The organism is Bradyrhizobium sp. (assembly GCF_027451485.1).
In the GTDB taxonomy this organism is placed as follows: Bacteria; Pseudomonadota; Alphaproteobacteria; order Rhizobiales; family Xanthobacteraceae; genus Bradyrhizobium.
Genome location: NZ_DAIDJE010000062.1, coordinates 39,652 through 58,532 on the forward strand (window position 1 = coordinate 39,652; position 18,881 = coordinate 58,532).

The following is an 18,881-nucleotide window of genomic DNA, read 5'->3' on the forward strand; positions in this document are numbered from 1 at the left end:
GCGCCTTGGGCCATTGCTTTGACCACGTGGCCGATGTCCCCGCGGCTGCGTCGTCTGGAAGCAGGGGGCAAAACGAGAAGGGCCAGCGCTGCAACGCCGGCCCGACCCAAACGGAGTAGTGAAGATGAGAGAAGTCAGCCTACCGAAAGTGGATGAGAAAGGAAACCATATTCCTGACGACTCCACGCCGACCAAGGAAGAACTGCGCCGCGACCTCGATAACGGCACGAGGGTCATCTCGGTCCAGCAAGACCGGATGAACGAGTTCCACGTCGGCGAAGACCCGAACGGCGATCTCGATGGTGATCTGTTCAGAGCCGTCCTGGCGGAAGCTGCCGAGACCAACATCGCTGCCCAAGTCGCGCTGGAGTATTGGGACGAAGGGCGCAACAAGCCCGATAGTCCGCACACTGTCCGGGATTGCGTCAACGATGACGGCGTCATCGACTGGGAGAAGTTCAAGGCAGGCTTCGACAACGTTGTGTCTTCCATTCCAAGGAAGGTCCGTCGCCAGACCAAACTCGATGATTATAAGATGACGCTGGCACTCAATCTCTTGGGAGCCATGGGTTCGGTGGCTTTGGGCGAGGAGTTCCAGTCGAAGGCCCAAAGCGTCATCAGTTACGGCTTCGGCCGTATCGAGTGGGACGAACTCTTGGCTGACCTCGAAGGCCGCCAATGCGTCCGGGGCCAGTGGAAGAAGAGCCGCGTCGGCAGCACCAGCAAGCAAACCCGACACTGAGCCGACTAGCGCGCTCAGGCGACTCGTCTGGGCGCGCGGGCTCTCCAATTTGGAGCACTCATCATGAGACAGCATCTTCGCGAGACCATAGTCCTGATCCGCAGCATGGGCGGAAGCGACATCACGATTGATTGCGACCACGGACGGCACACCGCCATCCTGTTCGACAACCTGCAAGGCGAGCGCAAGCGCGTGATGATCCAGCGCGGCAAACCTTGCTGGGACGCTGAACAGCGCACTCGTTCTGAACTGAGGCGCATGGGGCTGCAAGGTTGACGGCACCAAACCAGCGCGCTCGACCACGGCCGGGCGCGTACTTCCTCAGATCGACTACGCAAGCTGTTGTTTCATCGCATTCGGCCACCGGCAGTGGGCGCGGAATTCGTGAGAGGCGCGCGTGCGCGTGCTCATCTTCTGTGAAGAAACGCGTTCCATCCAGTTATGCAAAAAACCTTTCTACGGGTAAACCGCCCGCAAAAATGCAGGTGTTCGGGAAACGCAAATCAGAAGAAACTATCAGGATAGCAGGGAATAATCATGCGCAAGAAGCTTTCACTAGAGACCCGGCGCAAGATCAGCGCCAAGATGCTGGGGCGCAAGCGCGACGAGAAGACCAAGACGAAAATCTCGCGAACGCTCAGAGCGAAGTGGGATTTGATCCGCCAGCTAGAAGCGGCGAACGCTTAACACCTTGCCGCGCTCGCGCGGCTTGGTACTACGACTCTTGATACCGGCTTGCGACCGCGCCGCGCGGCACGCACATTGGCTTACCCAACCGGACGCGGCTTCCCAGTAACACTCAAAATTTGCCGCGCTCAAGGGGACAGACCTTGGCGCGGCGGGGAGCTCGTATGACAACAACCCGCCTTTTATCGGCTCGCGATGGGTTTGAAAACCCCGCCAAATCTTTAAAGCGATCCAAACGCCAGACCGTCCGCGTCGATGAGGCGACGATCATCGCCCAGCTCGAACGCTCCTTGCGCGAATGTCAGGCATCAGCGCGCCTGCCGTTTCCCAAACAATGGCCCATTCACCGAGCGCACAGCAAGCTCATCGATGCTGCGGAGCACTTGTTCGGCCAAATAAACGGATGGAGTGTCGCGAACCGTGACTTCCGCCTCGGCGACATCGGCAAGCGAGTCGGCGAATTCTCCGTTCACGACACGTCGCTGCTCGATCATTGCATATGGTACAGGGCGGCGGGGAGATGCGCGGCAATCGTAGCGCAACCCTATGCCCTCCCTTCCAATGACAACTATGCCCGATCAGCCGCCGATCAAGCCGGTGTCGCGCTCCACATTCCGCCCCATCCCTTCGCTAGCTTCCACTATCCCAACGGCACCCGATTCTACGTGTTCACGCAGGTCGGGCACGAAATCGTCTGGCTGCCCGAACAGATCAACGGCTGGGAGGGCGCGCGATGAACATCATGTCGCCCTCGCTCGCTGACGCATCGGCGAAGCCGCCGCACCGGATACACGTCAGTTTTTTCAAGGACGAATACGCGACCAGTCTGACCACGAGCGACGTGACCCTGGAAGAACTCGGCGCGCTGATCATGGACGCGACTGCACCTACAAAGAATGCCTTACCTTGGCTCAAGGGCGCGCGGCTCGGAACGAAGCGGAAGCCGACGACGCGCAGCTTGAGGCACAACGCCAATATTTTGGCGTTCAGCATGCTCCATCTTGACTACGACGGCGGGGTCGTCTCGTTCGAGGAGGCCGTCGAGCGATTGAAGCTGGTGGGATTGCGCGGGTTGATTTACACGACACCGAGCTTCACGCCGGAGAACCCAAGATGGCGCATGCTGTTGGCGACTTCCGTGGAACGGCTACCGGCGGAGCACGACGCGCTGTGTCTCTCAGCAATGGCAAGGCTGGGTATCACGTTTGGTCCTGAGAGCCGTAGCTTGAGTCAGGCCTACTATTATGGGACCGCCAAAAAGATCAAGAAGGAGGATGGGACACAAGTTGATGGCATCCCGGTCCGGGTTGAAATCGTAGACGGCGAGTTCGTGGATATCGCGCTGGCGGGTGCGCTAGCGCGCTCTGATGATCGCCTGCCTGCCAACAACTTCACGAAGATCAAAAGTCGGACGCCTGCAGATCGCGCGTTGGTCGAGCGAGCCCTGAACGTCGTCACGGACGACAGTTACGATGTGTGGATCAAGATCGGTGCGGCTCTGCACAATGAGTTTGGTGAGGACGGTTTCGACTTGTTCGACGCCTGGTCGGCCCGTTCCAACAAGTACGAGGCGGGCGAAGTCCAGCGCAAGTGGAGCGACTGCGCCGGGATGACCGATATCACGATCGCGACAGTTTTCCACTTCGCGAACGAGGCCGCGCCCGGTTGGCGCGGCGGCGTGCCGGGACGACCGCGGTGGCGGGACCAATTGAAAAGCGGAGAGCCGCGCATGACGTTGCATAACGCTCGCGCAGCCATCATCGCGCTCGGCGTCGAATGCAAATACGACGTGTTCCGCTCCCGACTGTTCATCGGGCAGAATGGTCAGACGGCGCACGCGTTGGAATTGGTCATCGGCGATGTGAGCGATAACGCAATCATCGCTCTGCGCAGGATCATCTCGGATGAATTCTGCGCAGATTTCAAGAGCGACCTGATACTCGATGCCGTCATATCAATTGCAATCGAGCACCGATACGATCCCGTCTGCGACCTGCTAGACGAGGCCGAGGCAGCTTGGGACGGACAACCCCGCCTCGACCGGATGGCGGTGGACTACGCCTGCGCCAAGGATCGCCCACTCAACCGGGCATTCATGCGCAAGGCCATGATTGCCGCCGTGCGACGGGCGCGCAAACCCGGATGCAAATTCGACAACATCGTAGTGCTCGAAGGTCCCGAAGGTTGGAACAAATCGACATTCTGGCGCGTGTTGGCGGGGGACGAATTCTACTCGGACGAAAGTATCATCGGCAAAGGGTCACGCGAAGTCCAAGAGCAATTGGCGGGAGTCTGGATACACGAAAACGGTGAGTTGGCGGGCATGCGCAAGGCCGAAGTAGAGAGTGTAAAAGCGTTCGCGAGTCGCCAAGTCGACAGCGCCCGTCCAGCATACGGCCGCGTGATGAAGCGGCAGCCACGTCACTCAATCGATGTTGGTACCACAAACGCGGATACCTATTTGCAGTCGCAAACCGGCAATCGCCGGTTTTGGCCGCTCAAGCTGCTCGCGCCAATCGACATCGCGAAGCTCACGGCGGATCGCCTGCAATTGTGGGGCGAGGCTGCGCATCACGAGTCCCAAGGCGAGGAGCTCACGCTCGATCCCTCACTGTGGGACGCCGCCGCCATAGAGCAAGAGGCGCGCCGGGTCAGTGACGGTTGGGAGGACATCTTGGACCACCTGCCCTCGCACGCGGTCGAAGATCCTCAGGGGCACGTCGAGTGCTTCAACCTCGCGGAAGGTCAGACCGAGCAGAGCGAGTACATCAAGATCGTGCACCGCGAGGACGGCTACGAGAAGGTGTCGAGCGCCGTCCTCATCCGGTACGTGCTCGGGATTAGGAATGACCGGATCGACCGCAACGTATCCATGCGCCTCAGCACCGTGATGCAGCGGCTGGGTTGGGAGCGACCACCCAACAAGATCACCATCGCTGGCGCTCAGGTCCGGGGCTACCAGCGCCCCATCCCCGACGCAGGTTGAACGCGAGGGTAAAAAACCAACCTTGCAGCGGGCGATCCAGCCAACCATGGCCCCTTGGTTGGTTGGGATAAGTGATTGTTTTGACTCAACTTAACCAACCAACCAACCACAGCCGACCATTCTCCTATAAGTCCCCAGGAATGATTGCGTGAAGATTGTGTGGCGCGTTAGCGCAGCTTCTTTCCTTACAAGTCCTATAACCAGTTGGTTGAGGTTGGTTGGTTGGTTGAATGACGGTGCTGCAATGCTTTCTTTGATTTCTTAGGTTGGCTGAAGGTTGGTTGGGGTCGGTTGGAATATGGCCCTGCACCACGCAAAGGGACGTGCAACAGCAGCGTCATTCCTCCCAGTGGAAAGGCCCTAGTTCAAAAATCCCCTCACCAAAAACAAAACCTGGCCCCTGAGACCGCGCCGCGCGCCCGCTGGTGAGTCCGCCGCCCTAGGCCAGTGGCAAATCCACCCGAAGCAGACAAACTGCACCCGTGGGCTTCCGCCGTGATCTGCACCAACCCCATCAGCCGCACAGGACCGCATCGGACGCGGTCAAGGCCCGCTGCCTTAGCGATGCAACGTATCGAGAGAGGCCATTACAAACTGAACAACATTAGTTGTTCATTTCGTTGATCCCTCACGGAGTGCCCAATGGCCCACCACCTGCTGCTCCACTTCGCCGCCCAGGCGCTCGTCGCCTCCATGCAGTCGCCCCACCAGCCGCGCCGCGCCAAGGCAGCGAACCTGTTCACGGTGGCGCGCGCCGTGTGCCCCGACGCAGTGGTGGTCGCGCCGGTCCGCAAGCCCCGCCGTGCAAAGCGCCCTGCCGCGCCCCGCGCCTACGAGTGCTGATCCATGACGAACCAAGGCAAGTTCATCGCCTACTACCGCGTCTCGACCGCGCGCCAAGGCCGCTCTGGGCTGGGATTGGAGGCGCAGCGCGAAGCCGTGCGGACCTACCTGAACGGGGGCGACTGGACCATCGTTGCCGAGTTCACGGAGGTGGAGAGCGGACGCCGATCAGACAGGCCGGAGTTCGAGCGAGCGCTGGCGGCCGCGCGCCTACACGGTGCCTCGCTGGTGGTGAGCAAGATGGACCGCCTGACGCGCTCCGTCGCGTTCCTATCGCGTCTGTTGGAGTCGGGCGTGGACGTGCGCTTCGCCGACCTGCCACAAATCGAGGGGCCGACCGGGCGCTTCCTGTTGCATCAACTAGTGGCCGTGGCGGAGCTAGAGGCCGCCATGATATCGGGCCGCATCAAGGCCGCGCTGGCCCAAGCCAAGCGTCGTGGCGTCAGGCTCGGCGGCTACCGCGGCACGATGCCGACCGCCCGCAGTCTTGCTCAGGCCTCTGCCTCATTGCGGGCCCGCGCCGACGCCAAGGCCGCCGACGTCGTGCCCGCGATACGGGCGTTGCAGGCGCACGGCGCGACGTCGCTGCACGCCATCGCCAAGGGCCTGAACGAGGCGGGCATCCCCACGCCCGGCGGCTCAGCGGTTTGGAGCGCCGTTCAGGTGGCGCGCGTTCTCGCCCGCGCCACCGTATAGGGTTCAAGGTAGTTAGAAAGGCAACGACCAAGGTAGTGCTCGAACGAAGGGCGCGTGAGAATCCTTTCGGCGCTGCCATCCCCCGGTGGAGGTCTACGGGTAGAAATCGTTGGTCGCTGATTGAGGTGATAGATCGCCCCGCTTCAAGTTGTCTGGCGTGAATGGAAATGCCAGAGCGTGCGAAAACAATTTTGATGCTAATGAGCAGATTGAGTAATCGCAGCTACAAATAATCGCTGGTGAATCGGGGCCAATCTGATTTATTATTCATAATCACCGGCAGAGGCTTGGCCCAGGCGTCGGTGGCTGAGAGATAATTTGTACTCCCGCCTGCAATCACGGGAGCACAATCATGTCGCCTCTGCGCGGAGTTTATCGCCCATCATCGGACGAAAAAGACGAACTTGTTCGGCTGCGCAAGTTGATTGCCGAGACGGCGAGCATCCTCGATCGCTGCCCCAAACCCGACACCTTCCTCGGTCGCAAAACGCAAGAACCCTTTCCGCGCGAAGCTGCCATCAAGAACGGGCCTGTCGGACGTCTGGGAGCCGTAGACGCTTGTCAAGAACATCGGTCGCCGGGCGAACCGGAAGAACGGCCCTAGGGGCGTTTCTCCGATGTGCGAGAAGTGCGACGAGATTGATCGGAAGATTGCACGATGTTGGAATGTCCGATCCGGCGCGACTGATCCTCTGGCGATTGAACTGCTGAGGATCGTTATTGAGGATTTCCTGTCTGAAAAAGACGCCTTGCATCCTGACCAAGCAAGGGCGCCCGACTAAGGCAGCATTTCTGCCTGTTTCAGAGGCTTGCGAGGGTCCCGTGACGACGCAAGGTGGCCGAGCGCGTCGATGCGTGGGCAGACGACGTGAGGATATGGGACATCGAGCCCCGGTTCGTCTGCACCAAGTGCGGCCTGCGCGGTGCTGACCTCAGGCCTGATTTCGCCCCTGCTCGCATGGGCACGGGCGCATGATGACGCGCAAGCCGTTGGAGTTTCCTCCCGCCGTCGCCAAGTCCTTCGTCGCGGACATGAACGCCTACTTCAAGGAGCAAGACGGCCACAAGCGCGACGTGATCGCCGTGCGCCAGCTCCACGCGCTCAAGGAGTTCCAGGGACCGCGTGAGCGGCCGCTGCGGCTGTCCGACGTCAAGCGGATGTTCGTCCTCATGAAGAACCGCGCCTGAGGCCCCCGTTATAAAGATTGGTTCGCCCTCCCGGAAGGCTATGCAAATCAGACGAACGGCCCTCTCAATCGAAAGATGAGGCGGGTTCGTACACTGGTTGATGGCATCTTGACTCCTCGCAACACGCTGGCAGAAATCAATCTGAGCAAGGCGCGGTCCCGCGTAACCAACGGGACGCGCCTGCTCGTGGGCGTGGATGGCCGGAGCCCGAATGCGCGGCGCTTCCGCGACCTCGTCCGCGCCTATGAGGCGGAGTTCGAGAGCGTCACCGAGGTTGACCGCAACCTGATCCGGCAGGCCGCCCTCTTGGCGCTCAAGAGTGAGCAGCTACAGGCCGCCGTGGTCCGGGGCGATCGCGTGGACACGGAAACCATCACCAACCTCGCGGGCCAGCTCCGCCGCACGCTTGCCGACATGAAGCGTAAGGCCGAGACGACGACGGCTCCCGCTCCGACATCAATCCTAGAGCAACTCGCCGCGCATGCCGATGAAGAGGATGGGGCCTGATGCCGCGCGCCGCCTCCACTGCCAAGAAGACAAAGTCCCCGCGCGCAACGGCAACGCTGCGACCACCCAGCATCATCAGCGCCATGGACGATCCGCGCCTGTTCGCGCCGTTCTTCCGTGGCCCGTCATGGGACGGATGGCGCACGGTCTTGAAGGCAGCGTACGGCCTGCCGCTTTCAGAACCAGAGATCTCGTTCTTCAAGTCGGTCGCGGGGGACCGCGCGCCGCCGGCCAGTCGGGTCCGCGAACTCTGGATACCTGCTGGTCGGCGCGCAGGTAAGGACGCCGCCACCTCCCTGATTTCCGCCCACACCGGCGCGCTGTTCAACCAGCAGGAGAAGTTGCGCCCCGGCGAGCGCGCGCTGGTGCTCTGCCTCGCCTGCGACCGCGTTCAAGCCCGAATTATCCTCAACTACGTTCGCAGTTACTTCACGGACATTCCGCTACTCGCAGGCATGGTGACGCGGGAGACCGCTGAAGGCTTCGAATTGAACAACGGCGTTGACGTCGCTGTCGGCACCAACTCGTTCCGCGCCGTGCGCGGCAGGCCGATCCTGCTCGCGGTGCTCGACGAACTCGCATACTGGCGGGATGAGAACAGCGCAAAACCTGACGAGGAACTCTACAAGGCGATCACGCCCGCACTCGCAACGCTGGACGGCATGATCGTCGGCATCTCCAGTCCGTACCGCAAGGCCGGGCTGCTCTACAACAAATTCAAGCGGCACTTCGGTCAGGATGGCGACGTGCTCGTCATTCAAGCATCCACCCGACAACTCAATCCGACGATCGATCAGTCCATCATTGACCGCGCCATGGCCGAGGACCCAGCAGCCGCGCGCGCCGAGTGGATGGGCGAATTTCGCGACGACATCGGGGGCTGGCTGCCCCTAGAGGTGATCGAGTCCTCAGTTGATCAAGGCGTGGCTGCAAGACCGCCTCATCCTGCCCTCACATACCGAAGCTTCACGGACGCGAGCGGCGGGCGCGGCGACTCTTTCACCTGCGCCATCGCCCATGATTTTCAAGGCATCGCCGTTCTTGATTGCGTGGTGGAAATCCCGCCGCCGTTCAATCCGATGGAGGCCATCGCTCAGGTGGCCGCTGTCCTGCGCGAGTATGGAGTGACGGAGACCGAGGGCGACGCCTACGCAGCTGGCTTCAACAGCGAGGCGTTCGCCGCCTGCGGCATCACGTACCGCAGCACAGCGCGCGACCGCTCCGCCATCTACACGGACGCCTTGCCTCTGTTCACGTCAGGGCGTGTCCGCCTGATCGACAACAGGAAGATGATCAATCAATTCGCAGCACTGGAGCGGCGCACGTCGTCGTCTGGTCGCGACCGCGTCGATCACGGACCCGGTGGGCACGATGACCTCTGCAATGCCGCCGCTGGCGCGCTCGTCGCCGCCATAGTCCCCAGCAATCGACCTCAGCTTTACTTCGCATGACATCGCATTGAAGCCAACGATGAAAGGAACACCAAGATGACCGTAGGCATCCTCACAAAACTCCAAGCAGTATCTCCAGCCATCCCGCCTGCTGCTCCCACGTTGCAGCATCTCCCCGGCAACCTCGGCAATCCGCACGCGCTCATCTGGGCGCTCCAAGGTGTTGGCTTGATGGTGCCGACCAAGCTGTCGGCCGCTGCGGCGACCGGCAACCTGCGCGCCAGCGGCCATCGCTATCCCGTCACCGAGGTGGACGCCGCGCTGTCGAGGACGACGCTCTCGCTCTCAGAGAGGATGAGACTCAAGAGCGCCATGGGGCACGCGGGCATCATCCAGCCGTAACGCTGCACTCAACGAAGGGGGAAGCGATGCTCACGTTGCTGAAGAAGGCTGGCGCGTTGATCGACACGGATCGGAGCGCGATGCGCCGCGCGTCCGCCGCGCTCGCCACCGCCAAGAAGGACGAGGCCGAGCTAGAGGCCAAGCTCGCCAAGATGCGCGCCATCATGGCAGACGCCGAGGCCGCCGACGCCGCGTTCCACAAGGCCGTGGCCGACGATGACGGCGGCAACGCGCTGGCGGAGTACGCGCAAGGTGATGCGCCCGACGGCGCGATCGCCAAGATCGTCGAGCGTGCCCAGACGACGGCAGCATTGGCAGTTGCCGCGCGCGCCGCCGCGCCGAAGGTCGAGGCCAAGCTCAAGGAGTTGCGCGAGCAGATCAAGTCGCTGGAGTTCGAGAAGAAGACGGCGCTGGTCGCCTACCTCGGCGGACGCGCCACCGAGACGTTCGCGCAATATGAGCGCCCTTGGAACGCGCTGCGCGCCGCCTATGACAGATGCGTCGGGATACGTCGCGCCCTCGAATACGGCCGCATGATCGAGCCGCTGACGGGACCGCGCTTCGACGATCCCGAGCACTGGAACGGCAAGCACACGTCAGCCAACAGCGAAATTGCGAAACAGACGCAGGCGCGCTGGGAGCAGGCGCGGATGCGGCTCGACGCCGACGCGGACGCCTTCATCGACGACCTGATCGGACCGACGTCAGGTGCGGAAGACTAGTTTGACGAGCTGGCGCTCCAGCAGGGCTACCTTTCGGGCCGTGCGGTGAGCGCCGAGCCGCCCCCGCCGCCGCATGAAACGACGGTGGGGGCGGACAAAAGTTTGGCGCACGGGCGGGGTTCTTCGGCAGTCCTTCGCCGCCGCAGCGCTGATCGCCCCCGGGGCGTTGAGTGAACGTCACGTCCCGGGGGCAAACCCTTCGACTTAGAACAGGAGCAACGACATGACGACCACACCTAAGCAGCACGGAGACACGCCGCCCGCCGTCAGCGTTCCCGTCTACCGGCACTCATCTGAGACCGCGCGCTCGAACAACGACGCAGGCGGCAAGGTGCCGCCATCGCAATATGAAGGCACCGCGCCGAAGAACGGCTGAAATTCAAGGGGCCCGTCATGCAGAACTTCTCTTTGCTTGGCTTCGCCGCGCACTGCTTCGCGATGCAGCGCGATCTCAACGAGATGGGACCGGCCGTCGTCGAGCGCGCCTGCAGGACCGTGCACGCCGAGGCGAGGCGCGTGCTCGGCACCCACGACTACGACTGGCCCCCGCTCAGCCCTGCGACCATCGCCCGCAAGGCCAAGGGCGACACGCCCCTATTGGAGACCGGCGAGTTGAGAGACTCCATAGAGTGGTGGTCCAAGGGCAACGAGGGCGCGGTCGGCTCCAACAACGACAAGGCGGTCTGGATGGAGTTGGGCACCAGCCGCGTGCCCCCTCGATCGTTCCTCGTCGAGGCCGCCGTACGCAAGGAGCCCGAGATACACAAGATGGCCGAGCGGGCGATCATAGACGTGGTCACCGGCAAGGGGCGCTACGTCAGTGGGACGCGCGCACTGGTCGGCCTCGTGCGCGACCTCGGCCGCACGATCAAGGACAGCGCCTATGATCTCGCCACCTACCAAGTCGATTGAGGAGGAGAAGATCGCACGGTGCGTGGCGGCGGCAGACGAACTCGCGCTGTTCTTCGCGGGCCTGCCCGATGCCGTGATGTCCAAGGCGCTGGCCGAAATGCAGGAGCGCATGAATGTCCGCCTGACGCCCATCTTCGACGCCGGGACGGCCCGCGCCATCACACAGGCCTTCGTCGAGGAGGTCGCGCGTCGAAGGCACGCGCTGCAGACACTCGCGCCGTCGTTCGGCACCGGGTGACGCAGGAGAGTAACACGACACCAATGGAGAAAAACATGAGTGCAAGCATACAGAAGATCAGCAGCCACACCGCCGCGCCCAATGGTGCGGGGAATGGCCTCTTCATCGCAGGCCACGCGGTCGGCATCGCCGTCGCGGGCGGCGCTTCGCCCCAAGCCATCGCCGTCAGTTGGCCCGGTGGTTTGCCTGCCGGATACCAGGTCTCGGTGACGCCATCCATGAAGGCCATGGCGTGGGTCACGAGCAAGACCGCGACCGGCTTCACCGTGAACCTCGACAATGGCGGCACAATTCAGTCAGGAACCGTGGATTGCCTCGTCGTCAGCGCATGAGCGTTGCGGCCATATGGACGACGCTGGCGGCGCTGTGCGCAGCGCTGCTGGTGCTCGCGTCTGCGTTTGGGAACGGCTGATAGTTGTGGGGTGCGCTGGACATGTGGACGCCTGATAACGTCGAGTTGCTGAAGAAGCTTTGGGGTTACGGCCACAGCACGGGTCAGATTGCTGCAAGGCTTGAATGCAGCCGCTCAGCGGTTTGCGCCAAGTTGCAGCGATTGGGATTGCGGCGGGAGGACCACAAGCCCAAACCGGTTAGCATGTTCGCGCGCAGACCATCCGTTTAAACCCGTACCGCCGCCCAAGGTCATTGCAAAGCGCTGCGAGTCGGCATAGCTGGCCCAAGGGGACCAGCGGAGCCTGAAGCTCGAATGTGGACGAGGCATGCGGACGACACGATCACCAGTGCGACTGGACAAATAGTCTATTTCGGCGAGCAGCGTTTTCTGAACGACATTTGTTTTGGTGATTGCTGCTTCGTGTGCGGGGCGAAACCCCACGAAAAGCCATTCAATAACGAGCACGTCTTCCCCGAGTGGCTACTTCGCCATCTAGACCTTTTCGACAAATCCATCACGCTCATCAACGGCGCGACCGTGCGTTACGACAGATACACGGTGCCATGCTGCGTCGAGTGCAATTCATTCATGGGTGACGAGATCGAAACGCCAGTCAGCGAGGCGGTGCGCGGGGGCTACGACGCGCTCGTCGCATTTATCGGGAAGGGCCATCCTCTGGCGATGGCGACTTGGATGAGGCTGCTTTTCGTGAAGACCCATCTAAAAGATCGCGCGATGCGTTTCCACTTAGATGAGCGGAAGGGGCAAGAAAAGATTGGCGATCTCTATCCATGGGGGCATCTTCATTACACTCATAACTTTGCTAGGTGCTTCTACACAGGTTGTCGGATCCCGCCAGAGGCGATGGGGTGGGTACTCACGATCCCTGTTAAGCGCACCTTTTCGGCGCATCGATTCGATTTTGCCGACAACTTTATTGGGCAAACGATGCTTCTCCGTCTCGATGACATCGCGATACTCACCGTCCTTGACGACTGCGGAGGCGTACTTCAGCTGATGCAAGAAAAACTGAATCGTATTAACGGCCCGCTCTCCGAACTCCAGCTTCGTGAGTTATTTGTCGAAATGACCTGGTTGAACATGCACCTGAAAAATCGACCGGCTTTTGGCATCGATGTTGACCTGAAGGATGAGACTTTTCGGATTGTGTGTGACGTGCCGCCGACGATTGAATTGGTCGAGTTGGACTACCCGCTACGCGGCCGCCTGTACCGCAGCGCTCTTGGCGAATACTTTCCGACCATCAAAGGGGTCGGCATGACGCACGAAGAAACCCTGGCGGCCGTCGATTCCGGAAGGTTCACGGTACTCTTCGACAGCGACGGGAAGTTCATCAATGACGTGGAATGGGTGCTACGCGAGACTTAGGTCGCACATGTTCCGCTCCAGATTGCCATCGCAAGTCGTTTGACAAATTGTTCTTGGTTTGTTCTAATCGATCGCCTCGATCAAAGTCAAAGACGCCGCCCACATGTCAGAACCAGAAAGCGCGCCGTCCGACGAGCAGTCGGAGTCGGAGCGATTGGATATTGCCGTCGATCAAGCCATCGCAACGTGCGGCGGCGACATGCGCTCGACCATCCGTTCGCTCATCTTGGTCACCGAGTACTTGGAGTACGAGCTACAGACCAAGGTCTCGCAGGGGTACACCCGCGGTGTGCATCACGGCAGGTGGAACACTTACTCAGGTTAGTTGCGTGGCGCGAATTTAATTGCGCACGACCCGACGACTCGCTGAAGTTGCCGAACGGGGCCGCCACTATCGGAGTTCAAAATGGGAAAGTGGTTGTTGATAGTCTGTCTTTTGACAGGAGGATTCATCGAAACTGCTTCGGCAGGATCAATGATGCTATTGGGAGCGGGAAGCAGCAGTCCGTCTCTGCCCAGATTTGAAGGCAAGGACTTGCGCGAGATTCTCAAGGAAGTGCCGTGCGACAAGATCACCAAGGACGGGCGCGATTTTAAGATCGCGGCAATCCTCGTCGTGGATCACGGGAAGGAGCAGGAAACGCTCACTCAACCCGTCATCAGCCAAGAAGATCAGATCCGAGAGATTGAGAAGCATTGTCCCGAGGGGCATTAGCCGATCGCGAAGGCAAACTTGTCTACCCCAATGTCTACCCCGGCGGTTTTTTGCAGATCGGTCGATTTAGGTAAGGTATTGTTTTCGCTGGTACAGTTGGGTGGGCTCGAACCACCGACCTCCTGTTCCACAGACAGGCGCTCTAACCAACTGAGCTACAACTGCATCCTGATCGGCCCCAAATGGGGGCGAGACGGGCGGGAAACTAGAGCATGATCCGGAAAAGTGGAAGCCGGTTTTCCGAAAAGATCATGCTCAAACAACACCTAAACCTCGCCCTTTGGCAAGGCCGCAGAGGCCGCCTTTGGCCGGCAATATCGCCGCCTGCCTTGCGGGCATTCGTATCATATCGCCGCGGGCACCTTACGAACGAGCCAAAGGGCCTTTCTTTGAAGAACTCGCTGCAAGACTGAAGGAAGCGCCAGCGTGTCGCCATGCGAGAATGCAATAAAAAACCCGGGCCCTCCGGCCCGGGTCTTTTGAGCTAGTCGCCTTGCGATCAGGCGGCCGGCTTGAACAGCTTGTTGGCATTCGCCTTGATCGGCTCGACCGTTTCAGTCGCGACCTTCTGCGACAATTCAGTGAGTTCCTTGCTCCAGGCGGAGAACGTCTCGAACTGCTTCTTGGCGTGGTTCGTCCACAGTTCGAGCGCCTCGGACGGGGTCTTCACGCCGACCAATTCCTGCGCGAAGTCGAGCGAAGCGGAGGTGTTGGCCTTGAGGATCTCCATCATCTTGGCCGAATACTCGCTAAAGCCCTTGCTGGCGTTGGAGAACACCGCTTCCATCGTGGAGTTGTTGCTTTCGGCAACGTCCTTGAAGCGGGCATAGTTGTCGCGCGCCTGCGAAACGCCTTTCTCGGCGAAGGCGCGCATTTGCTCGGGAACCTCGAACGGAATGATAGAAGCAGAGAACGGATCGTTGGCCATGGCAGTGTCCTTCGCATCTGGGGGGTGAACGCGGCGTGATCTCGAGCGCCCCCGGGCAGACTTCCGGAAAACGACAGGATGGATCACCGAGACGGAAATGCCCTCTTGGAGCGCTTGATATATAAGCACAATATCATGGCATTTTTGTGCAACGCAACCGCCTCGCGGTGCAATGCCGCAAATAAAAAGAGCGCGGCGCCTGGAACACGAGACGCCGGCGCGACTGCAAGTCAAACCTTTCAAAACGTTACGTTTTCGGTTTGGTCGCGTCCATGGCGGTGCGACTGACGACATGACCCAATTCACCGGCCTGCTCGGTCAGCGCCCGCATCTGCGACTGGACGTATTCGCGGTGCAACCGCATGACCTCGCTCAGGTCTTTGGCCTGCAGCAGGGACTGGGCGTAATCGAGCGAAGCCTGAACATTTTTTTCGGCGTAGGAGAAAGCCATCGCGCTAACATCCTTGGCGCCTGCGCCCATTGTTGCCGTTCGTTCGGAAAGCGACTCGTTGGCAGCCTGTGCGCCCGAGATGAACCTTTCGAACGCTTTCCGCGCCTGCTCGACGCCTGCTTCCGCCATTGACCGCATGTTCTTGGGAATCTCGAAATGCCCGTTTTCGTTCATGGTCGAGTTCATGATTGACCTCCCGGGTGGCGCTTTATCGGCACGACAGGGCAACGCCGCGCCCCGCGACAAGGTTCAGTCGCGTTGGTTAAGGTTATCCAGTCTTTAAAGGCTGATCGCATGCTGTGGCCGTGGACCTGCCAGAGTGAGGAGGCGATACTCACGATCTGTTAACGCTGTCTCGTTCGGCAGCCCAATCCGACTCTAACGGTGCGATGCAGAACCCGGAATCAAAGGTGCGAGGCCTGGAGGACCCGCGGCTGGCGGTGCATGCCACAAGCTCGCTGCCCGCCTGGCTGTGGTCGGCCGACGGCGTCAGGATTCTGTGGGCCAATCCGGTCGGTGCGTTGGTGTTTGGCGCCGCGAACAGCGTCCGTCTCGCCGCCAAGAGCTTCGGCCCGGCCGACCCGCATCGCCGTCAGGTCGCGCAACTGGCGCACCAGCTTTTGCCGAACGGAGCCGTTCGCCTGGAGCGGCTGCGTGGGTTCGGCTCTGTCCTGAACATGCTCGTCACCTGCGCCTGCACCCGGGTCGAATTTGCCGACGGCAGCGCCGGCATTCTGATCGCCGTCCTTGAGCCGGTCGGGCGCGCGATGCCTCTGAAGGAGCGCTTGGCTCGCCTGGTCGAAGACGTCGATGCGCCGGTCGCGGCATTCGACAGCGAGGGCACGCTGGTTGCCGAAAGCGCGGCGGCGGGCTTCGCTGCTTTTGATCATCTTTCCGGCGCCACGTTCGATCAGGCGCGGCGGATCGCCTTGAACGAAGGCCGCGCCGAGGCGCAGCTTGGTGAGCATCACCTGACATTGATCCGCGTCGGCAGCCGAGGCGACATGGGCCTGCTTGCCATAATTACGCCCGCGGAAATCCCGGCCACGCAGAATGAAGCCGAAGCCGCGACAAGCGCTTCGGCCGAGAAGACCGCGCCCGAACCGGCGAAAGTTCCAGCCGGAGCGCCGCCTCAGGATTCGCAGAGCGGCGAGGCACTCGACGCCATTCCCGGACCTCAAGCAGCCAATCCTTCACCATTGCTGCCTGAAGCGCCCGCCCCTGCCATGCCGCACGAAACGACTGCGCCACCCCCGCACCGCTATCCGCTGCGTTTCATGTGGCAGATGGATGCGGATGGCCGCTTCTCCCTCGGCTCCGACGTCTTCACCCGACTGATCGGCGTGCGCACCGCCGCCGGCTTCGGCCGCCCGTGGCAAGAGATTGCACAGGTCTTCGGCCTCGACCCCGAGGGACTCGTCGTCAAGGCGATCGCCACGCGCGAGAGTTGGAGCGGCATCACCTTGGACTGGCCGGTGGATGACGGCAGCCGACTGCCGGTCGAACTGTCCGGGCTTCCGATTCATGACCTGAATACGGACTTTGTCGGCTACCGGGGCTTTGGGATTTGCCGCGACTTCGAAGCTCTGGCGCGGCTGCAAGCCCTGCGCAGTCAGGAATTCTTCAACGATCCGCCATCAGCGGACATGATCTCGCCCGAAATTGGCCCCGCGCTCGCGGGAACCTGGCCGCCTCCGCCTCACATTCCCGACGCAAGCCACGATTCGACCGCACCTTCGACTACCCCTTCGCCCGAAACAGCTCAACCAACCAATCTGGAAGCGCCGGTGGAAACGCCCAACGAAAGTTCCCAGGAAGCGCCGGAGCAGGCCTCGCCGAATGTGGTGCCGTTCCCGCTTGCCGAGGCCCGCGCGCCGGCTCTGACGCCGGTCGAAAACAGCGCGTTCAACGAACTCGCCCGGCAATTATCGGCCCGGCTGGAGGGCGAGAACGCTGGCCCGCAAACGGCGGAGCCGGAGGCAGCCTCGGAAGCCGCCGGGTCACCGCAGGCGGATGCGACTGGCCCGGAAGCCGCCGTCGAGCCGCCGACCTGGCTCGCCGAACCCGAACCGCCCGCGCGCGGCGAGAGCAAACGCGACCGAACGCTGCTCGACCTCCTGCCGACCGGAGTGCTGATCTACCGGCTCGACCGGTTGCTTTACGCCAACCGGGTTTTCCTCGACCGCATGGGATATGACAGCCTGCACGCGCTGGAACACGCCGGCGGCGTCGATGCGCTCTATGTCGAGCCCGGCGTCTCGAGCGCCAGCAGCACGTCGAATACGGGCACGCCGGTGAAGATCTCCTCGCCCGAAGCTTCCTCCAAAGGCGCCATCCATGCGCGGCTCCATACCATCGACTGGGACAGCGACAGCGCACTCGCATTGATCTTTGACGCAGCCCCGGCCGAACCGCCCGTTGTACCCGCGGTCGAGCCGCAGGCGACCGCTACCGCGTCAGAGCCGTCGGCGGTCGGGCACGCCAATGCGGAAGAACTCGCCGCCATTCTCGACACCACCGCCGACGGCATCTTGATGTTCGATGCCGACGGCAACATCAGTTCCTGCAACCGCAGCGCGGAAGCGCTGTTCGGCTACGACGGCGAAGAACTGGTGCAGCAGAAGCTCACCGCATTGTTCGCGCCGGAGAGCGAAAGCGTCATCAGAAATTATCTGGATAGCCTCGGCGGCAATGGCGTGGCGAGCCTGCTCGAACACGGCCGCGAGGTGCTGGGCCGCGTCAGCGGCGGCGGCCTCATTCCGATGTCGATGACCATGGGCCGGACGCAGCCGCACGGTCCGAACTTCTTCGCGGTGTTCCGCGACCTGTCGCAGTTCAAGAACAGCGAGCGCGAGTTGCGCGAAGCGCGGCGGCTCGCCGAGGGCGCTGCCAACGCGAAGGCCGATCTTCTGGCGCGGATCAGCCATGATGTCCGCGCGCCGCTCAATGCCATCATCGGCTTTGCCGAAGTGATGATTGGCGAGCGCTTCGGAACGCTCGGCAACGAACGCTACGTCGAATACATGAAGGATGTCCGTGCCTCCGGACAGCGCGTGGTCACTGTCATCGACGATCTCACCAATCTCAGCCGCATCGAAACCGGCAAGCTCGACCTTGCATTCACCAATCAGAATCTCAACGACATGGTCGAAAGCTGCGTCGCGGTGATGCAGCCGCAGGCCAACCGCGAGCGCATCATCATCCGCACCTCGCTGGCGCAGATGCTGCCGCCGGTGATGGCCGACGGCCCAGCGCTGCGCCAGATCACCATGAACCTGATCGGTAATTCGATCCACCTCGCCAATACCGGCGGCCAGGTGATCGTTTCCACCGCGCTGACCGACTTCGGCGAGGTCGCGCTGCGCATTCGCGACACCGGCCACGGGCTCAACGACAACGAGGTCGCCGCCGCGATGGAGCCGTTCCGCACCCAGGCCCCGCTCGACCACTCGCCGGAGGCCGCGGTCAGCCTGTCGCTGACCAAGGCGCTGGTCGAAGCCAACCGCGCCCAGTTCAACATCAAGACCGGGGCGCGCTCCGGCACCCTGGTCGAGGTGGTGTTTTCACGGGCAATGGCGAACACCTGAGGCGCGACAGCGGATTCAGACAGGCTCAAGGCGCCTCATCTTACCATGTTACAAGACGAGCGAACTTCCTCATCTTGAGGAGCGCCCTTGCGCGCGTGTCGAA

The 18,881-nt window shown here is 61.7% G+C and carries 24 protein-coding genes and 1 tRNA gene; 22 read left to right on the forward strand and 3 right to left on the reverse strand.

The window, feature by feature from the left end; genetic code table 11:
- The first annotated feature begins 124 nt into the window (after nucleotides 1–124).
- From NEZ08_RS09265 to NEZ08_RS09365, 21 genes are all read left to right on the forward strand, one after another.
- Nucleotides 125–742 (forward strand): hypothetical protein, encoded by a 618-nt coding sequence (locus NEZ08_RS09265; protein WP_298106311.1) that lies wholly within the window; start codon nucleotides 125–127, stop codon nucleotides 740–742.
- A gap of 63 nt (nucleotides 743–805) precedes the next feature.
- A complete protein-coding gene (locus tag NEZ08_RS09270; RefSeq protein ID WP_298106312.1) occupies nucleotides 806–1,018 on the forward strand; it encodes a hypothetical protein in 213 nt (70 codons plus the stop codon).
- Nucleotides 1,019–1,279: 261 nt separating this feature from the next.
- On the forward strand, nucleotides 1,280–1,429 hold the full coding sequence (locus NEZ08_RS09275) for a hypothetical protein (RefSeq protein WP_298106313.1): 150 nt from the start codon (nucleotides 1,280–1,282) through the stop codon (nucleotides 1,427–1,429).
- 164 nt (nucleotides 1,430–1,593) lie between these two features.
- Entirely contained in the window at nucleotides 1,594–2,166 is a 573-nt protein-coding gene (locus NEZ08_RS09280) for a hypothetical protein (RefSeq protein ID WP_298106314.1), read from the forward strand.
- The gene (locus tag NEZ08_RS09285; protein ID WP_298106315.1) at nucleotides 2,163–4,415 is read left to right on the forward strand and encodes a VapE domain-containing protein; all 2,253 of its coding nucleotides are present in this window, start codon (nucleotides 2,163–2,165) and stop codon (nucleotides 4,413–4,415) included. Before NEZ08_RS09280 ends, NEZ08_RS09285 begins: the two co-directional genes overlap by 4 nt.
- Before the next feature lie 642 nt (nucleotides 4,416–5,057).
- The gene (locus tag NEZ08_RS09290; protein ID WP_298106316.1) at nucleotides 5,058–5,258 is read left to right on the forward strand and encodes a hypothetical protein; all 201 of its coding nucleotides are present in this window, start codon (nucleotides 5,058–5,060) and stop codon (nucleotides 5,256–5,258) included.
- A gap of 3 nt (nucleotides 5,259–5,261) precedes the next feature.
- On the forward strand, nucleotides 5,262–5,954 hold the full coding sequence (locus NEZ08_RS09295) for a recombinase family protein (RefSeq protein ID WP_298106317.1): 693 nt from the start codon (nucleotides 5,262–5,264) through the stop codon (nucleotides 5,952–5,954).
- Between the two features lie 352 nt (nucleotides 5,955–6,306).
- Nucleotides 6,307–6,558: a hypothetical protein gene (locus NEZ08_RS09300; RefSeq protein WP_298106318.1), complete on the forward strand. Its 252-nt coding sequence runs from the start codon at nucleotides 6,307–6,309 to the stop codon at nucleotides 6,556–6,558.
- Between the two features lie 368 nt (nucleotides 6,559–6,926).
- On the forward strand, nucleotides 6,927–7,142 hold the full coding sequence (locus NEZ08_RS09305) for a hypothetical protein (RefSeq protein WP_298106319.1): 216 nt from the start codon (nucleotides 6,927–6,929) through the stop codon (nucleotides 7,140–7,142).
- 108 nt (nucleotides 7,143–7,250) lie between these two features.
- Nucleotides 7,251–7,649, forward strand: a complete 399-nt coding sequence (locus tag NEZ08_RS09310) for a hypothetical protein (protein WP_298106320.1) — start codon at nucleotides 7,251–7,253, stop codon at nucleotides 7,647–7,649.
- Nucleotides 7,649–9,100: a hypothetical protein gene (locus NEZ08_RS09315; RefSeq protein ID WP_298106321.1), complete on the forward strand. Its 1,452-nt coding sequence runs from the start codon at nucleotides 7,649–7,651 to the stop codon at nucleotides 9,098–9,100. The genes NEZ08_RS09310 and NEZ08_RS09315 overlap by 1 nt, the downstream gene beginning before the upstream one ends.
- A 36-nt stretch (nucleotides 9,101–9,136) precedes the next feature.
- Nucleotides 9,137–9,442 carry a hypothetical protein gene (locus tag NEZ08_RS09320; RefSeq protein ID WP_298106322.1) on the forward strand — a complete coding sequence of 102 codons (306 nt, stop codon included), beginning with the start codon at nucleotides 9,137–9,139 and terminating at the stop codon, nucleotides 9,440–9,442.
- A gap of 26 nt (nucleotides 9,443–9,468) precedes the next feature.
- On the forward strand, nucleotides 9,469–10,164 hold the full coding sequence (locus NEZ08_RS09325; protein WP_298106323.1) for a hypothetical protein: 696 nt from the start codon (nucleotides 9,469–9,471) through the stop codon (nucleotides 10,162–10,164).
- A 223-nt stretch (nucleotides 10,165–10,387) separates the two neighbouring features.
- Nucleotides 10,388–10,540 carry a hypothetical protein gene (locus NEZ08_RS09330; RefSeq protein WP_298106324.1) on the forward strand — a complete coding sequence of 51 codons (153 nt, stop codon included), beginning with the start codon at nucleotides 10,388–10,390 and terminating at the stop codon, nucleotides 10,538–10,540.
- Nucleotides 10,541–10,557: 17 nt separating this feature from the next.
- Entirely contained in the window at nucleotides 10,558–11,076 is a 519-nt protein-coding gene (locus NEZ08_RS09335; protein ID WP_298106325.1) for a hypothetical protein, read from the forward strand.
- Nucleotides 11,048–11,314 carry a hypothetical protein gene (locus NEZ08_RS09340; RefSeq protein ID WP_298106326.1) on the forward strand — a complete coding sequence of 89 codons (267 nt, stop codon included), beginning with the start codon at nucleotides 11,048–11,050 and terminating at the stop codon, nucleotides 11,312–11,314. Before NEZ08_RS09335 ends, NEZ08_RS09340 begins: the two co-directional genes overlap by 29 nt.
- Nucleotides 11,315–11,337: 23 nt before the next feature.
- Entirely contained in the window at nucleotides 11,338–11,646 is a 309-nt protein-coding gene (locus tag NEZ08_RS09345; protein ID WP_298106327.1) for a hypothetical protein, read from the forward strand.
- 101 nt (nucleotides 11,647–11,747) lie between these two features.
- Nucleotides 11,748–11,936 carry a GcrA family cell cycle regulator gene (locus NEZ08_RS09350; protein ID WP_298106328.1) on the forward strand — a complete coding sequence of 63 codons (189 nt, stop codon included), beginning with the start codon at nucleotides 11,748–11,750 and terminating at the stop codon, nucleotides 11,934–11,936.
- An 84-nt stretch (nucleotides 11,937–12,020) separates the two neighbouring features.
- Nucleotides 12,021–13,097: a hypothetical protein gene (locus NEZ08_RS09355; protein WP_298106329.1), complete on the forward strand. Its 1,077-nt coding sequence runs from the start codon at nucleotides 12,021–12,023 to the stop codon at nucleotides 13,095–13,097.
- A 103-nt stretch (nucleotides 13,098–13,200) separates the two neighbouring features.
- On the forward strand, nucleotides 13,201–13,422 hold the full coding sequence (locus NEZ08_RS09360) for a hypothetical protein (protein ID WP_298106330.1): 222 nt from the start codon (nucleotides 13,201–13,203) through the stop codon (nucleotides 13,420–13,422).
- An 81-nt stretch (nucleotides 13,423–13,503) separates the two neighbouring features.
- Entirely contained in the window at nucleotides 13,504–13,812 is a 309-nt protein-coding gene (locus NEZ08_RS09365; RefSeq protein WP_298106331.1) for a hypothetical protein, read from the forward strand.
- Nucleotides 13,813–13,900: 88 nt separating this feature from the next.
- Here NEZ08_RS09365 and NEZ08_RS09370 read toward each other — a convergent pair.
- The 3 genes from NEZ08_RS09370 to NEZ08_RS09380 form a co-directional block, all read right to left on the reverse strand.
- Nucleotides 13,901–13,977 (reverse strand) — tRNA-His (locus NEZ08_RS09370).
- Between the two features lie 334 nt (nucleotides 13,978–14,311).
- A complete protein-coding gene (locus tag NEZ08_RS09375) occupies nucleotides 14,312–14,740 on the reverse strand; it encodes a phasin (RefSeq protein WP_298106332.1) in 429 nt (142 codons plus the stop codon).
- 247 nt (nucleotides 14,741–14,987) lie between these two features.
- A complete protein-coding gene (locus NEZ08_RS09380; RefSeq protein ID WP_298106366.1) occupies nucleotides 14,988–15,365 on the reverse strand; it encodes a phasin family protein in 378 nt (125 codons plus the stop codon).
- 215 nt (nucleotides 15,366–15,580) lie between these two features.
- On the opposite strand from NEZ08_RS09380, the gene NEZ08_RS09385 reads away from it, so the two are divergent.
- On the forward strand, nucleotides 15,581–18,778 hold the full coding sequence (locus tag NEZ08_RS09385; protein ID WP_298106333.1) for a PAS domain S-box protein: 3,198 nt from the start codon (nucleotides 15,581–15,583) through the stop codon (nucleotides 18,776–18,778).
- The last annotated feature ends 103 nt before the right edge of the window (nucleotides 18,779–18,881 follow it).

Bases quoted from the DNA above. Each gene is read 5' to 3' on its own strand.
- NEZ08_RS09350 (WP_298106328.1), top strand. From the start codon at position 11,748: ATGTGGACGCCTGATAACGTCGAGTTGCTGAAGAAGCTTTGGGGTTAC.
- NEZ08_RS09385 (WP_298106333.1), top strand. From the start codon at position 15,581: ATGCAGAACCCGGAATCAAAGGTGCGAGGCCTGGAGGACCCGCGGCTG.
- NEZ08_RS09360 (WP_298106330.1), top strand. From the start codon at position 13,201: ATGTCAGAACCAGAAAGCGCGCCGTCCGACGAGCAGTCGGAGTCGGAG.
- NEZ08_RS09300 (WP_298106318.1), top strand. From the start codon at position 6,307: ATGTCGCCTCTGCGCGGAGTTTATCGCCCATCATCGGACGAAAAAGAC.
- NEZ08_RS09365 (WP_298106331.1), top strand. From the start codon at position 13,504: ATGGGAAAGTGGTTGTTGATAGTCTGTCTTTTGACAGGAGGATTCATC.
- NEZ08_RS09335 (WP_298106325.1), top strand. From the start codon at position 10,558: ATGCAGAACTTCTCTTTGCTTGGCTTCGCCGCGCACTGCTTCGCGATG.
- NEZ08_RS09345 (WP_298106327.1), top strand. From the start codon at position 11,338: ATGGAGAAAAACATGAGTGCAAGCATACAGAAGATCAGCAGCCACACC.
- NEZ08_RS09325 (WP_298106323.1), top strand. From the start codon at position 9,469: ATGCTCACGTTGCTGAAGAAGGCTGGCGCGTTGATCGACACGGATCGG.
- NEZ08_RS09290 (WP_298106316.1), top strand. From the start codon at position 5,058: ATGGCCCACCACCTGCTGCTCCACTTCGCCGCCCAGGCGCTCGTCGCC.
- NEZ08_RS09285 (WP_298106315.1), top strand. From the start codon at position 2,163: ATGAACATCATGTCGCCCTCGCTCGCTGACGCATCGGCGAAGCCGCCG.
- NEZ08_RS09270 (WP_298106312.1), top strand. From the start codon at position 806: ATGAGACAGCATCTTCGCGAGACCATAGTCCTGATCCGCAGCATGGGC.
- NEZ08_RS09375 (WP_298106332.1), bottom strand. From the start codon at position 14,740: ATGGCCAACGATCCGTTCTCTGCTTCTATCATTCCGTTCGAGGTTCCC.
- NEZ08_RS09315 (WP_298106321.1), top strand. From the start codon at position 7,649: ATGCCGCGCGCCGCCTCCACTGCCAAGAAGACAAAGTCCCCGCGCGCA.
- NEZ08_RS09380 (WP_298106366.1), bottom strand. From the start codon at position 15,365: ATGAACGAAAACGGGCATTTCGAGATTCCCAAGAACATGCGGTCAATG.
- NEZ08_RS09330 (WP_298106324.1), top strand. From the start codon at position 10,388: ATGACGACCACACCTAAGCAGCACGGAGACACGCCGCCCGCCGTCAGC.
- NEZ08_RS09320 (WP_298106322.1), top strand. From the start codon at position 9,137: ATGACCGTAGGCATCCTCACAAAACTCCAAGCAGTATCTCCAGCCATC.
- NEZ08_RS09340 (WP_298106326.1), top strand. From the start codon at position 11,048: ATGATCTCGCCACCTACCAAGTCGATTGAGGAGGAGAAGATCGCACGG.
- NEZ08_RS09305 (WP_298106319.1), top strand. From the start codon at position 6,927: ATGATGACGCGCAAGCCGTTGGAGTTTCCTCCCGCCGTCGCCAAGTCC.
- NEZ08_RS09295 (WP_298106317.1), top strand. From the start codon at position 5,262: ATGACGAACCAAGGCAAGTTCATCGCCTACTACCGCGTCTCGACCGCG.
- NEZ08_RS09280 (WP_298106314.1), top strand. From the start codon at position 1,594: ATGACAACAACCCGCCTTTTATCGGCTCGCGATGGGTTTGAAAACCCC.
- NEZ08_RS09355 (WP_298106329.1), top strand. From the start codon at position 12,021: ATGTGGACGAGGCATGCGGACGACACGATCACCAGTGCGACTGGACAA.
- NEZ08_RS09265 (WP_298106311.1), top strand. From the start codon at position 125: ATGAGAGAAGTCAGCCTACCGAAAGTGGATGAGAAAGGAAACCATATT.
- NEZ08_RS09275 (WP_298106313.1), top strand. From the start codon at position 1,280: ATGCGCAAGAAGCTTTCACTAGAGACCCGGCGCAAGATCAGCGCCAAG.